Below are 15040 nucleotides of genomic sequence, written 5' to 3' on the forward strand. Positions count from 1 at the left end.
GCCGGAGCCTCAGCGGCCGGACCGGCGGCAGCCGCGTCGCCGGAGGCCAAGGCGGCAGCCGATCTGGGCGCCGCCGATAAAGAGGCTGCCGGCAGCCAAAGCGCCAAACTTGCGGAAGCCGAAGCCGCCCCCATGCCCGCCATGGACCTGTGGCAGATGTACCGAAAGGGCGGCCTGCTCATGTATCCCATCACGTTCATGTCGCTGGTGGTCGTGGCATTTGCCATCGAGCGGGCGATCGCTCTGCGGCGCAAGAAAATCATTCCGCGGCAATTGGTCAAAAGCTTCGGCGATCTGGCCGATGCGCCCAACGGCTTCGATCCGCGCCGAGCCTATCGGATTTGCCAACAGATGCCTTGCTCCGCGTCGAACGTCATTCGGGCGGTTCTCTTGCGTGTCGGCCGGCCGCATCCCGAGGTGGAGCGCACCGCGGCCGAAGCCTCGAACCGCGAAACGTGGAAGCTATATCGCAACATTCGCCCGTTGTCGCTGGCCGTCACGGTGACTCCGTTGATGGGCCTGTTGGGCACTTTGCAGGGCATGATCATCGTCTTCTTCCGGATGGCCAACAGTCCGGTCGGCGAGGATCGGGTGCTGGTGCTTTCCGACGGCATCTATCTGAAACTGATCACCGCGTTTTCCGGCCTGCTTGTCGCCGTACCGGCGCTGTTCCTCGCGCACTATTACGAGGGGCGTGTCCAATTGCTGATGCATGATGTCGACGACCTGGTGGAAAGCATGCTGCCGCAAGTGGAGAAATACGAAGGCCGGCTGCGCGTGAGCCGGCAATCGATGAGCCACGAAACGGCGGCTGGCGTCGAACCGCCTCCGCCGCCGGTGGCCCGCTACGTCCCGCCAGAATCGGTCCCCCAAGCCGTGCAAGCTGAATGACGAATATCGAATGACGAATGTCGAATCGACGTTTGGTTTCGGAACTTTCGTCATTCGTGCTTCGTCATTCTTTAGACATTCGTCGTTAGACACTAGACATTGATAAATAAGGTTGATCGCATGGCAGCTCCACCGAAGGGCCCTTTGGCCGGCAATGTGAACATGATGCCGATGATCGACATCTTGTTGCAGCTCGTGATTTTCTTTCTCGTCGCCACGCAGATCACCACCGCCGAGCGTAGCTTGCCGATCGTGTTGCCGCAGGCCAGCGCCGCCAAGCCGCTCACCAGCAAGCCGAAGGAGTTTTTCATCGACATCGATCGCCAAGGCCATTATTACGCTCACGGCGCGCCGGCAACGCTCGATTCGCTCGAGAAGCAACTGGGCCAGGCATCAGTCGACAATCCGCAACGCCAATCGGTCGTGATTCGCGCCGACAAGAATTGCGTCTGGAACCATGTCGTCGCCGTGATGAATTCGTGCAACAAAGTCGGCATCGCCGACTACCGCGTAACCACCAGCGAAGCGGCCAACTAGGGGCGAGGGACGAGGAGTCTTCCCGAGATGCTTTGCTTGAAGGCCGACGCGCGAAACCGCAATCGAGCCTCAATGCCTCGTCTGATTCCCAAGCTCGCCCGCGGTTTCGCGCGTTCCTGACCCCTCACCCTAACCCCTCACCCTAACCCTGTGCGCCCGAACGTACGCAAAATCGAGCCCGTCGAGTCGAATCATTTCGACGAGCAGCTTTGGCCCGTCAATCTGGCTTTGCTGCTGGCTTGCGGCTGCGCGGTGGGGATGATCGTGGCCTTGGCCGATTTTCATACCCACGTGTGGTATGAGAACGGCTATTTTCTGATCGTGGCGCTTGTCGGCAGTGTCTGCGGGCTTACGGTCTTGGCCACGCGGATCGGTGGCCGCGGCGGCCGGCGATTGCAAGTGGCCGCCCTGCTCAGCATTTCGCTCCACTTGGTGGTCGGCATCAAGATGGCGCTGTCGCACGAAGACAACAGCCAGTGGAGCGTCGGCCCTCGGCTGCCGATTGCGCGGCGAGAGTTGCGCGAAATCGACACGCTTCCCGACTACCAGATGAACGGCCTGATCCCAGTTCTGCCGAAAGAGAGCGATCTCGAAAAGCCGGTGTCGAGCAGTTTGCCGACGAACCTGCCCGATCAGCAGCCGGTGCAGATTGTTCGCAACGTCGAGCCCGAGCATCCGAAGCCGGCCGCGCCGGCGCCGAAACTGGGCGGATTAGAAATTGCCCGACCGCAAGCGCGGCTCGCTCCCGCGCTGGCAGACACGAAACCGCGGCCGGCCGAGTCGGCCGCTCCGCGACGCGGCGAATTGACCTCGACGCTGACCACGCGGCAGCCTGCCCCGGCCGAAGCAATGCCCGCAGCCGCGGCGATCGCCGCGCCGAAGCCAGACGCCGCGATCGCCGCGCCGGCCGCCAGCCAAGTGGAATCGCATGCGACTCCGCAGGGCCATCAACTGCTCGATCCGGCAGTGCCACGCCGCCCGGAAAACGACATCGTGGCGATGCTGCCGCAGATCGTGCAGCCCGGCGGACCGCGGGCGGAAGCCGCTCCGCGCGCAGGCGAGCAGCAACCGACGGCAACCATCGCCGTCGGGCCGTCGCTTGTGAAAACGATGACCGAACCGGCCGCGGTCCCGCGAGGCGAAGCGCCCTCCCCCGCCGCTCCCGCGCGACACGAGCAAGCCGCCGATCAAGGCGCGCCGCGGCCAGCGACCGGCGCGGGCCGGCAGGCGATCGCCGGACCCGTCGTCAGCCGCCCGCAAAGCTCCGAGGCCGTCGCGCCGGCGGCACAAGCGCCGCTGATGGTGGCCATGGCATCGCCGGTTCGACCGGAAGCTCTTTCGCCGCAGCCCGCGATCCCCAACGCCGGTTTGACAAGTTCCGTTCGCGATTCGCACATCGCCGGCCCGGTTGCGGATGTGGATGCCGCCGGCCCGATTGGTCCCAAGCAGCCGCCGTCGGTGGCCGCGGAAGGGAATGGCTCGGGCTCGCTGCAAGCCGCCGCGACACAGGTCGCCCGCGTTTCGCCTGCCGCATCGCCCGCTCGGCCGGCTGGTCCGGAACTCAGCGGTCCGGCGGGCGCGGGTGGATTCGGAGTGACGGTGGCGATGGCCGGCCCGATGCCGGGAAGAGATCGCCCGATTGTCGGGCCAGTGGCGAAGCCGGCCGTGCCCGGAATCGGACCACTCGGCAATAGCGGATTGGGCACGTCGGGCATCGGCTCGCCGGCGCTTTCGGCGGCGATTGCCGGCCTTCCCGCCGCGGCTCCGCCCGGTGGAATTGCTCTAGCGGCTGGGCAAGCGGCGCCGGCCGATTCGCCTTCGCCGGGGCCAGCGCATGTCGGCATTGCAAGGGCGACCGGCGGGCCGGTTGGCCCAGGCCATGGCGAGGGATTCGACGTTGGTTTGCCGAGCGCGGCATTCCAACCGAACGTGTCGCCTGCGGTCGGCACATCGAGCCCCGGCGGATCGGTTGCCGCGCGATTGGGCGCCGGAAGCGGCATGGCCGGCGGACCAGCGGTCGGCGCCGGCCAACCGGGCGGGTTGTCGCGAACGGCGACCACTGGCGAAGTGACCTCCGGCGCGGTAGCCATCGCTCCGACCGGCAGCGACGCGCTGTTTTCGAGCCGCGATCCCGGCCCCGCGAATGCGCCTTTGGGCGCTTCCTCAACGGCCGGCGCCGGCCGATCCACCGCGAGTGGCCCGATCGGCCATGACAACGGCTTGGGCGGCAGCGGACTGTCTGACATTGGTCCGACGCAATTGGCGATGAACATCGGAATTGGGGGCGGCGCTGGCGGGGGAGCAGGTCGGCCCGATGCCGCCGGTCAGCCGGCCATGGGGCTCGGTTTGGCGGGCATGGCGCTTCCACGGTCGATCGGCGGCGCGGGCGGAGCGCGGGGCATTTCGCCAATTCCCGGCAACGGCGTCGCCGCGGCCGCCGCGATTCCGGCCGGCATCGGCGCGGGCGGACCGGGCGGCTCGGGTGGCGAAGGAGTCGGCCCGGGCGGTCCGGCTCCTGAAAGCCGAGCATCCGGCGCCGTGCGAACCGCTCGCGGCAGCGGCATTCCCGGCGGCGCGGCATTGGCCGGCGGCACATCGCCCGGCGACGGTCCCGGCGGATTGGGAAGTAGCGGCGGCGCCGTGCGAATCGGCGCGGCACAAATCGGCCGCCCCGGCGCTGGCAATACCGACTTGCCGGGTGGAGTGGCCGGCGGCGTTCCCGGCGGCATCGGCGCCGGCATCGGCTTGCCCGGGCGACCGGTTGCCGGTGGCTTGGCAGCGGAAGTGAAAGCCGATATGCCGCAGCTTCCGGCGGGCGGCGGCGGACCGGGCGGCAATGGCTCGGGCCAAGGGAGCCAGGGAACCGGCGCAGGAACCGCCAACGGCACCGTTGCCGGTCCGGTCGATGCCCAGGTCGCAGGCGTGGCTCGACAATCGGTCGGCGGCATTCCAGGCCGCACCGGAAATGGCATCGCCGCGGCGACTGGCTCGGCCAGCGACACACTGTTGAACGGCGCACTGTTGAGCGGCGCACTGTTGAACGGCGCGCCGGGCGTATTGCTTTCCGGCACAGGCGCTCCGGCGGCGGGCATTTCCGGCAACGGCGCAGGCGGCCCGTCGCTCGCGGGAACCGGCACCGGCGCGCTGTTGCCACGGAACGGCGCGGTCGGGTTGCCGAATGGAACGGCCGTCGCGGCCGAGTCGCCGAAATTTGCCGGCGCGCCGAGTTCGGCCGGGCCTGGAAACAGCGCATCCGGCGCGGTGGGTGGTGCGGGAGGCAATGGCCCTGGCGGTCCAGGCGGTCCGGCCCCACTCGGCCCTGGCGGCGACGGAACTGGTCGTCGCTTCGGCTCGGCCGGCTTGCCGACACAAGCCGGCCTGCCCGACGCGACCGGTTTGGCCGGCGGCAGCGGCGTGACGATCGCCCCGCAATTCGGTTTGCCTGACCGTCGCGCTCGTCCGGACAGCGATCAACTGGCGATGTCGCTGGGCCGCTTCTTGCCGCGCGGCGGGGGCGGCGACGATGCCGGCCCCGAGGTTGCCAGTCTGCCGGTTCGCTCCCCTTCGGCATCGTTCGGTCGCCGCGGCCGCGGGCCGGGCAAAAAGGGCCCCGGTGGCAACGGTTCCGGCGGCAACAAGGCGTTCGGCAACGGCCCCGACGGCAAGACCGAAGAAACGATCGAGCGCGGGCTGGTTTATCTCGCGCGGCTGCAAGCCGACGACGGCCATTGGAGCCTTGAGCATTTTCCCGGCGCGACCGACTACGACGCCGGCATCATCCATTCCGACACGGCCGCCACCGGGCTGGCCCTGCTCTCGTTTCTCGGCGCCGGCTACGACCACTACGACGACAAATATCGCGACACGGTGCGTCGTGGTCTCGAGTTTCTCTTGAAGCATCAGAAGGCCGACGGCGATCTTTATGTCCCCATGGATGGAAAGTCGAATGAAAGCGCGTGGCTCTACAGCCATGCCATCGGCTCGCTCGCGCTGTGCGAAGCCTTCGGCATGACGGGCGATCCGAAGCTCCGCGAGCCGGCGCAGAAATCGATTGATTTCATCGTCGCCTCGCAGAACCCGAAGCTCGGCGGGTGGCGCTACAGCCCGCGCGTCGAGAGCGATACGTCGGTCACCGGTTGGCAGACCACGGCCATGAAGAGCGGCGATCTGGCGGGCCTAAAAATCCCGAAAAAATCTTACGACCGCGTCAGCCGCTGGCTCGACTCGGCCGAGGTGGTGCCGCAAGATGCCTCGCGGTATGTGTACAATGCCGAGAACCGCAATTCGCAAGACGAGCGCGATTCGAGCCGCCCGACGATGACGTCGGTCGCGCTGTTGATGCGGATGTATCTCGGCGCGAAGCGCGACGATCCGGCGCTCTTGCGCGGGGCCGATTTCATCAAGGAAAACCTGCCCAAGGACGCCGACGAATATTCTCGCGACACGTATTACTGGTATTACGCGACGCAGGTCATGTTCCAGCTTCGGGGCGATTACTGGAAAGCGTGGAGCGAGCGGCTTCATCCGCTATTGGTGAATTCGCAGATCAAGACCGGCGAGTTGTCCGGCAGTTGGGACCCGATGAATCCGGTGCCCGATCGCTGGGGGCGGTTGGGCGGGCGCGTATATGTGACCACGATGAATCTTCTCTCGCTGGAAGTCTACTGGCGCCATTTGCCGATCTACGAAGTTCGGCCGTAGCGCTCGGTTGCTGCCCTTTGGCGCATTTTGCGCCCAGGGAAGGCCCCGTACCCGTTTTGTTCTTGGTCACCGCTCTCCTGGCCTTCCCTGGGCTTGTCCCCGTTGGTGGGGCAAAACCCCCCTACTCATTCACGTTCGGCACGCAGCTTGCTCTTCACTGCTGTCAACATATTTGATGATCTGTGAAAGGAGGACACCATGCGTATCGGCATTATCGGCATGGGAAGCGTTGGAAGCGCGCTGGGTGGGCGATGGGCGAACTTCGGGCACGAGGTCGTGTTCGGCGTGCGCGATCCTGCAAACACGCATCGGCAGGCCGCGGCGCGCGACATGCGCGCGTGCCTTGCATCCGTGATTGATGCAGCGCAGGCGGAAGTGATCTTGTTGGCCGTGCGCTGGAACGAAGTGCCCGACGCGCTGAAGGCTGCCGGCGATTTGAATGGCAAAGTGCTTTTGGATTGCACGAATCCGGTCAACGCCGATTTCACCGAGTTGACGATGGGGCACGACACCTCGGCCGGCGAAGTGATCGCGATGATGGAGCCACACGCGCGGGTCGTAAAAATCTTCAACACGAACGGGTCGAACAACATGGCCCACGCCGACGACGGCCCGCATCGCGTAACGATGCTTTATGCGGGCAACGACGCGTCGGCCAACAAACTGGCGGCGCAGCTGGCGGCCGACATCGGCTACGAGCCGATTGAAATGGGGCCGTTGAAATATGCCCGCTTATTGGAACCGCTGGCGATGACGTGGATCGTCTTGTCGCGCCACCGCGGACTCGGCCGCGACTTCGCGCTCGATGTCGTTCGGCGGCAGTGCAAGTCGACGGGAACCACGAACTAGGCGAATGACGCGAATGACGCGCGAAAGCGAGCAAACAGTAAGGCCCGGCCGTTAGGGCACGAGCACGATTTTCCCGACCACCTCGCCTTCCTTCCCCGTCACTTTGCCTTCTTGCAGGCGATGCGCCGTCGCGGCATCCGAGAGGGGAAGCACCCGGTCGATGAGCGATTTCAATTGGCCGGCGGCCAGCCAGCGGTTGATGTCTTCGGCCGCGGCGCGCTGTTCGTCGGCGGTCGCGTTGAACATGGCGAAGCCGAGCAGGTGCAGGCCCTTGACGTAGAACGGCCCGACCGGAAACGGGGGACGCGCATCGCGGCCGGCCATCAAGATCATCCGGCCACGCGGAGCGAGCATCCGCACAGAGCGATCGAAGTCGGGCTCGCGATAGGTTTCCCAATGGACATTCACTCCATCGGGAGCGAATTTTTTGGCCTGCCCTTCGACATCATCGGTTCGATAGTTGATCACCAGATCGGCGCCCAGCTCGCGGCAGATTGCCATCTTCGCATCGGTCGAGGCAGTGGTGATCACACGAGCGCCGATATTCTTCGCCATTTGCACGACCATCGAACCGACTCCGCCGGAGCCGCCGTGAACAAACAGTGTTTCGCCCGAGCGGAGCCGAGCGTCGCGCACCAAGCCCAAATTGGCCGTAATGCCCACGAGCGCCGTAGCTGCCGCCTGCTGATCGCTCGCGCCGTCGGGCGTCGGATACAACCAACATTCGTCGACCGCCGCCAGTTCGGCGAACGTTCCCTGCCGGCCCAACAATCCCTGGTTCGATCCCCACACGCGGTCGCCGACTTTGAATCGCCGCGCGTCGGGCCCTACCTGCTCGACGACGCCTGCCAGATCGCAGCCGAGAATGAACGGCAGCGGAATGGGCATCGCTGCCGCGCCGCTGCGAACGTACGTTTCGACCGGATTCACATCGACCGCCCGAACTCGCACCAACACTTCCGCCCCTTTCGGATGCGGATCGGGCAAATCGCCGTAGCGGATCGACTCGGCTGGCCCCGGCTTTTCGATGTAGGCGGCTTTCATCGTGCGGCTCCTGCTCGGGCTTTCGCGGGTCGGCGGGCGCGGCGCTGCGGAATGAGCAGCCCGCCGCCAATCAGCACCACGCCGATGAACTGGACAATCCGGACAAGATAGTTCCAATCGCGCCAGTTGTCGGTCCAGCGCGTTTCAGTCTGTTCGGTCGCAAATCCAAGTCGCGTGAGCCGCATATCGGCGCCCACCGGAGCGGTGATTTGCCATGTCAGCCACACGTCGGCGGGCGCCAGGGTCGGAAAATTGCTGAGCAGTTCGGTCGTATTTCGAACCGTATTGTCAACGTGGCCGGTGGGTGGCGAAAGGCGTTCGACCACCATCAGCCCCTTTGGGCGAGACACATGGAGCCAAGCGGCCCCGATCAGCCCGACCACGAAAATCACGGTGCCGAGAAACAGCAACCCTTGCCTGGCCCCCCAACGGCCGCGCGATGGCGTGGCTGTGTCCGTGCCGACGCGTTCGAGCGCTTGCAGCCCGCGGAGTGTCGGCACATCGACCGCTCGTCCGCACGAGCACGGCAATGTCTCCCCAGCCTGGGCGGCAGACACTTCCAGCTTTTGTCCGCACGAGCAAGGGAGGAGGAAACGCATGGGAGAAGGTGACGGGTTAGGGTTAGGCTTAGGTGACGGATGCAGGCGCGGAAAGTGATTGACAAGTCGGGGCAGGCGCGCGAAACCGCACGCGAACGTAATACTCAAACGTCGGTCGGAACATCGCTTGCGCGTCCCCCTAAACCCCTGGCTCCCCCTCACCTTAACCCCTCACCCTACTACTTCGGCACTGCCATGCCGTCGGAGGCCCACCAGGGGAGCGTGCTGCCGCCGTCGACCAATAGCTCGGCGCCGGTGATGTAGTCGCTCGCCGGGTCGCAGAGGAAAACCACGGCCCGGGCCATTTCGTCGGGCCGGCCCATCCGCTTCCAAGGCAGGACCGCGGCGGCCCGTTGAAGTTTTTCCTCGGTGGCAAACTTTCGTTCGCCGGGCGTATCGGTCCAGCCGGGATGCACGACGTTGACGCGAATGCGATGGTCGACCAATTCGATCGCGGCGGTGCGCGACATTTGATCCACAGCCGCCTTCGATAGATTGTAGGCCATCGACCGCGGAACGGGAATGTAGGAGTGCGGCGAACTCACCAGCGCGATCGCTCCGCCGTCGCCTTGCGCGATCATCTGTCGAGCGCTGGCACGGAGCAAATTGAAGACGCCCCACATCGTGACATCCACGGTGCGGCGAAAGCCCGCCAAATCCGCTTCGTAAAACGGCTCGCGGTCGCTGTAGGCCGCGTTGCTAACGGCAACATCCAGTCGGCCGAATTCGGCGACGGTGCGAGCCACCATCGCTTCGACGGCCGTGTAGTCGGCCACGTCGGCCTGAAGGAGCAGGGCCCGGCGGCCGGCACGGCCCACTTCGGCGGCGGTTTCTTCCGCCTCCTCAGGGTGCGAATGGAAATTAATGGCCACGTCGGCGCCGGCCTCGGCGAGGCCGATTGCGATGGCTCGACCAATGCCGCGGCTAGCGCCTGTGACAAGTGCCGACTTATCGGTTAATGACATGCGAAGGTGTTGGCGGGTTGGGGTTCTTCGGAGGGCGCGACGCAGGGAAGGCCGGCGATGCGAGGTTGAATGGAAGAGGCGTAATGGATCTTCCCTGGGCTTGGATAGCGCCTCGATGGCGGCGGATTGGAGCAGGCGCTATGGTATAGCTCGCGCGGATTGGCGACAAGCAGGCGGCACGCGAGCGTCGGGGCGAATAGAGAGAAGGGAAGAACCAAATTTCAGCGCAAGTCTGGACCTTGGCGGGCCGGTGATTAGAATTGCCCGTGGCATTGGTTTGCGGCGCTTCCGCCAAGTGTCCACGGCGTCCATGGTCGAGGCGCGCGCGGCCGATTGGCTGCGAGAGCACGAGCAGGACTTCGATTCAGGCGGCGTTTGTGGGCTGGTGGAAATGGCTTTTGTTAATTTGGGTAATATAACGGCGATCGATTGGCGTCGTTAGAGTTGCCAGCAAGCTGTATTTCTTGCCAAATGGCGGGCGACCGCCGCATGCGGCAAAAGAGTGTGTAGAATTCGTTGGATTTTAATCGTGGTCGTTTGCATAATTGAGGAACTGAAGCGGCACTGGCTATTGCAAAGCGCACCAGTCGCAACGTGGTCTGAGCGAGCGGAATCAATCTTAATACGTCCGTCGCCACACGTCGGTGCGCGCCAAACGACAGTCAGGGTCGGAAAAACATTCAGGCTCGGAAAATGGATCAGACATGCGTCGGGTTTTGTGGGCGGTGTTCCGGCGTTTTGCCTTGCTGTGAATCCTTTTTTCAGATCGCTTAGGAAGTGAATTGGGGCAATGCCATGGATTGTTGATTGGCGGGTCCCTGAGCTTGGTATTCCGATCGAATGCAGTGCCTGCAACCAGCCTGCGCCTGATTGTGCGATGTATGGGTTCCTGTGTTGATGCCTTCGCGTCGATTCTTAGCTTTCGCCGCGTATCTGCGACCGAACCGTTCGTGCGACTTTATCTCCCCCGTTTTCCGCGTGACTTAGCCTGAGGAGTGTCCCCTTGTACGATTCATTGCTCGACGAATTGGAAGACGATGTAACTCCCCATTCCGACGAAACGGCCGAGCTGGTTGATAAGGGCGTGGATGTAGACGATGCCGAGGACGATCTGCTGGTCGAAGATCCGGCGGCAATCGCGGACTTGGAACTCGACGGCAAAGCGGATGAATTGCTGTCGGAAGAAGAAGACGTCGAGAGTTGGTCGGACGACCCGGTCCGCATGTATCTGACCCAGATGGGCGAGATTCCGCTGCTCACCCGGCAGCAGGAAATCACGCTGGCCAAGAAGATCGAGATCACGCGCGCCCGCTTCCGCCGCAAGCTGCTGGCTTGCGACTATGTAATTCAAATCGCGGTCAAGATTCTCAATCGCGTACACCGCGGCGAACTCCCCTTCGATCGAACGGTGCAGGTGTCGGTCACCGATCGGCTGGAGAAGGACCAGATCCTCGGCCGCCTGCCGCACAACCTCTGCACCGTGCAGTCGCTGTTGCGGCGGAACAAAGCCGACTATCGCCTGGCGACTTCGAAGTCGGCCAAGCTGCCCGCGCGCCGCGAGGCATGGCAACGGCTCGGCCGGCGCCGGCTGCGGGCCGTCAAGCTGGTCGAAGAGCTCGGTCTGCGCACGCAGCGGATCGAACCGCTGATTCGCACGCTCGAGGAATTCAGCCGCCGTTTGGATGAGCTGAAGTGCCGGATCGACGATCACAAGCGCCGCAAGGGTCTCGCGACGGAGCGTCAGGCGTGGCTGAAGGATTTCCGCAATATCCTCCGCACCACGCAAGAAACGCCCACCAGCCTGCGCAATCGCGTGAAATACCTCCGCTGCATCTATTCCGACTATCAGCACGCCAAGCGCGGCTTGTCGGAAGGCAACTTGCGGCTGGTGGTGTCGATCGCCAAGAAGTATCGCAACCGCGGCCTGAGTTTCCTGGATCTGATCCAGGAAGGCAACGCCGGCTTGATGCGGGCGGTCGATAAATTCGAGTATCGCCGCGGTTTCAAATTCTGCACGTACGCCACGTGGTGGATTCGTCAGGCGATCACCCGGGCGGTGGCCGATCAAAGCCGCACGATCCGGATTCCGGTCCACATGGTTGAAACGATGTCGCGCGTGCGGAACGTGTCGCGGCAGTTGCTCCAAAAGCTGGGCCGGGAGCCGACGATCGAAGAAACCGCGAACGCCTCGGGAACCGCGCTCGACGAAACCCGCCGCGTGTTGGCGATGAGCCGCTATCCGATCAGCCTCGATCGGCCGGTCGGCAATAGCGAAGACAGCCATTTCGGCGATCTGCTCCCGGATTCGGGTGCGGAAAATCCGGCCATCGGCGCTGCCCAGGAAATGCTCCGCGGGCGGATCGCGAAGGTGCTCAAGACCCTCAGCTACCGCGAACGCGAAATCATCAAGCTCCGCTACGGCTTGGGCGACGGCTACAGCTACACGCTGGAAGAAGTGGGCCATATCTTCAAAGTTACCCGCGAGCGCATCCGCCAGATCGAGGCCAAGGCGGTTCGCAAGCTCCAGCAACCGAGCCGCAGCCAAGAGTTGATCGGCTTCTTGGATTGACCGGTTGCCGATCCACTACGTCCTTTCGTGCTTCGAAAGACAAATTGAAATCAAAGCCCCCGTTTCCCGACGGGGGCTTTTTATTGCGCCGTCGGAGCACGGATCATACCGGGCCCCCGGCGAAAAATCCGACCGTCGCCCCGTCGCCGTTCGCCGGTGCGAAAGAATGACACGACCGCAGCAACGTGCTACGATAAGTCGGCCTGCAGGCAGCTTCTTCGTGCTTCTCGTCTTCCACCTGCGTCCCTACTTTGATCACAGCCCGCATTCTGGGGAGGAGATCATGTCCAGCGTTTGCGCCGCCAAGCGCCCGTTCTCGCGCCGGGGCTTTACCCTCGTGGAACTGCTCGTCGTCATCACGATCATCGGGATTCTGATGTGGCTGTTGATCCCGGCGACGACCGCGGCTCGGGAAATGGCTCACAAGACGCAGTGTTCCAGCAACGTCAAGCAGTTGGGATTGGCGCTGCTCGCCTATCACTCGGCATTCGGCTCGTTTCCGCCGAGCTCCGTATGGCGGAATAGCAGCGGCGCGCTCGATGTTTCCGCGATCGAAACCTCGAACAACGCCAACCTGTTCGAAAACTGGGTGATTCTCATTCTTCCCCAAATGGATCAGGCCGGCCTGCGGCAGACGTTCGTCAGCAACGCTTCCGGGACCATTACGCAACCGATCGGCAGTGCCGCGACCGGCACCGGGCCGGGCGGAAATGCCCAAAGCAACGCGATCGCGCGGGCCACGCAATTGTCGTTCATGCTTTGTCCCAGCGACTCCTACAATCGCACTCCCTTCAGCGGCTCCGGGAGCAGCTTGACGAATAAGATGGGCGAGAATTGGGCCCGCGGCAACTACGGTGCCAACGCCAGCATGGCCTACATGGTCAACGGCTCCGTCGAACCGGTCTACTGGCGCACTCCCTTGAACCAAGGCGTGATGGGGGCCAACATCTCGCTACGGGTCGACGATATCAAGGACGGCGCGAGCAACACGATCCTGTTGGGCGAGATCCGGGCCGGCCTCACGTCGTTCGATTGCCGCGGCGTGTGGGCAATGAGCGGCAGTTGCCCAAGCGCTCTCTGGGCCCACGGCTATGTCTGCGATGCGAACGGTCCGAACTGCACCCAGTTCGACGCCGACGACGTGCAGAGTTGCAGCGACGTGGCGACGGCCATCGGCAACGGCAACGAAGCGAGCGGCCACATTGAGCTGGCCGCGCTGAACATGGCGTGCTGGGATGGCAACGGCCCGAATTGGCAACAAGCGGCCCGCAGCATGCATCCCGGCGGCGTGAACGTCGGCCTCTGCGACGGCAGCGTGCGGTTCATCAGCGATATGGTCGAGTTGGGAACCGGTTCCGGAAGTCTCGGCGTCTGGGACAAGCTCAATCTCTCGAACGACGGCTTCACGATCGATAGCTCGAAGTTTTGACCGTCGTTTGCAGCTCGGATCGGTGGCTTACCGACGCTGCATGATCTCACGCGTTTCAAGTGGCCGACGGCAGACGGAGTATGCCTGTACGTAGCAGGCACACTCCGTCTGCCGGCGGCGATGCCGATTCGCATTCGCCCACAGTCGGACATCTAAATTCAAGAGCGCTGTTGTATTGACCATCGACGCGTGCCCCCGCAGCGCCGTGTGAGATGAATCATTGGGGATTTGGCGATGACACCGAGTCTGTGGAATCCAACGAACCCGGTTCGGTCGCGTCCCAAAGAGCGCCCAGTCGGCCGATAACCGCGGCAAAGATCGCGAGCTGTTGGACTTGGTTTTCGAAAATGGAAAATGCGCCTTGCACCTGCGCAAACGCCATCGCCGCCTGAGTCACGGCGCCGAACTGCACCGCGCCGCGAAAATACAGCGGCGCCACGACCATCGCTGGAATAAGCTGTGGCATGTAGCCAAACGCCGTTATGAAAAAGCCCAAATTCCGATTGACGCGAATCACGTCGAAAAAGTTTTGCACCAGGCTTGTCAGTCCGGAATGCAGGTGCGTTTTCTGTTCTGCTTCGCCGGCGGTTCGAGCAATGGCCGCGGCATTCTCTCGCAGCCGGCCAAGGCTGTAGCGAAAATCGGCTTCTTTCCGAATTTGCCGATTGTTGAGCATCGCGAGACGTCGCCCTAGCAAGATCGTTCCAATGCAGCCGATGCCGGCATAACCGTAGGCAACAAGGAACAGCCAAGGAGTGATCGACCACAGCACCCAGGAAAACGCGGCGAGCGTCACGATGCCGTTGAACACCATGATCAAAATCGAAAGCATCGTTGCGGTGAAGGTCTGTATGTCCAAGCTGATCCGCTCGTCGGGATTGTCGATCTCTTCGCGATCGGCAAGGCGAAGGTAGGTCTGATTCGCCAGATAACGGTCGATGAGCCGCCGTGTCAACCATTCTCGCCATACCAACCCGAGCCGCTGCTCCGAATAGTGCGCGAGCACTTCCACGACCGTGGATACGGCGAACACGCCGGCAAGGATTCCGGCGAAAGCAAAGAACCGTGCGGCCTCGCGCCCGGCGAGCGCGGTCATGAAATCCCGCCCCATGTAACTGTTGATCACGTTCATGACGTTGATCGCGAGCAATAGCGCGCCGAGAACCGCCAATCCGCCCAATGAGCGCCCACGAGCCTCCGGTGCTTTATAGAAGGGCAAGCCGATTGTCAGCAGCCTCGACCGCGTCGAACGCTTTTCGGAAGGCATGATCCACCACGTGAAATCTTTGCGAGTTGAACCCTGGAGAACGATTCCCTTGAGGTTCGAGGTTCGCGGAAAGCGCGCCGCGAGCGCTCGGAACAACGTTTCGAAACCGTTCGCCCGACACGACCGCAAGAACCGGGCCAAGATCGCCTCAGCCGCGATCGCGGCGCTAAGGATCGACCGAAAAATAAC

At 63.5% G+C, this 15040-nt stretch carries 10 protein-coding genes; 6 read left to right on the forward strand and 4 right to left on the reverse strand.

Translation table 11 applies throughout. The annotated features are described in order from the left end of the window. The 4 genes from VHX65_05315 to VHX65_05330 form a co-directional block, all read left to right on the forward strand. Positions 1–891, forward strand: an 891-nt coding sequence (locus VHX65_05315) for a MotA/TolQ/ExbB proton channel family protein (protein HEX3997950.1), incomplete at its 5' end; no start/stop codon positions are given. Positions 892–1011: 120 nt separating this feature from the next. Next, the gene (locus VHX65_05320) at positions 1012–1428 is read left to right on the forward strand and encodes a biopolymer transporter ExbD (protein ID HEX3997951.1); all 417 of its coding nucleotides are present in this window, start codon (positions 1012–1014) and stop codon (positions 1426–1428) included. A gap of 150 nt (positions 1429–1578) precedes the next feature. After that, complete coding sequence (locus VHX65_05325) at positions 1579–6129, forward strand: hypothetical protein (protein HEX3997952.1); 4551 nt, start codon at positions 1579–1581, stop codon at positions 6127–6129. Positions 6130–6327: 198 nt separating this feature from the next. Then, positions 6328–6978, forward strand: coding sequence for an NADPH-dependent F420 reductase (locus VHX65_05330; protein ID HEX3997953.1), 651 nt, complete (start codon positions 6328–6330; stop codon positions 6976–6978). A 51-nt stretch (positions 6979–7029) separates the two neighbouring features. Here the strand turns inward: VHX65_05330 and VHX65_05335 are convergent, their stop codons facing one another. From VHX65_05335 to VHX65_05345, 3 genes are all read right to left on the reverse strand, one after another. Continuing rightward, positions 7030–8022 (reverse strand): NADPH:quinone reductase, encoded by a 993-nt coding sequence (locus VHX65_05335; GenBank protein ID HEX3997954.1) that lies wholly within the window; start codon positions 8020–8022, stop codon positions 7030–7032. Further along, positions 8019–8621, reverse strand: a complete 603-nt coding sequence (locus tag VHX65_05340) for a hypothetical protein (protein ID HEX3997955.1) — start codon at positions 8619–8621, stop codon at positions 8019–8021. Before VHX65_05340 ends, VHX65_05335 begins: the two co-directional genes overlap by 4 nt. 179 nt (positions 8622–8800) lie before the next feature. Beyond that, positions 8801–9586 carry an SDR family oxidoreductase gene (locus VHX65_05345; GenBank protein HEX3997956.1) on the reverse strand — a complete coding sequence of 262 codons (786 nt, stop codon included), beginning with the start codon at positions 9584–9586 and terminating at the stop codon, positions 8801–8803. A gap of 1003 nt (positions 9587–10589) precedes the next feature. Here VHX65_05345 and VHX65_05350 point away from each other — a divergent pair. Next, on the forward strand, positions 10590–12155 hold the full coding sequence (locus VHX65_05350; protein HEX3997957.1) for a sigma-70 family RNA polymerase sigma factor: 1566 nt from the start codon (positions 10590–10592) through the stop codon (positions 12153–12155). 283 nt (positions 12156–12438) lie between these two features. Continuing rightward, on the forward strand, positions 12439–13584 hold the full coding sequence (locus tag VHX65_05355) for a DUF1559 domain-containing protein (protein ID HEX3997958.1): 1146 nt from the start codon (positions 12439–12441) through the stop codon (positions 13582–13584). A 217-nt stretch (positions 13585–13801) separates the two neighbouring features. On the opposite strand, the gene VHX65_05360 is transcribed toward VHX65_05355, so the two are convergent. Continuing rightward, a complete protein-coding gene (locus tag VHX65_05360) occupies positions 13802–14851 on the reverse strand; it encodes an SbmA/BacA-like family transporter (protein ID HEX3997959.1) in 1050 nt (349 codons plus the stop codon). Positions 14852–15040: the final 189 nt, after the last annotated feature.

Source organism: Pirellulales bacterium (assembly GCA_036267355.1).
GTDB lineage: Bacteria > Planctomycetota > Planctomycetia > Pirellulales > DATAWG01 > DATAWG01.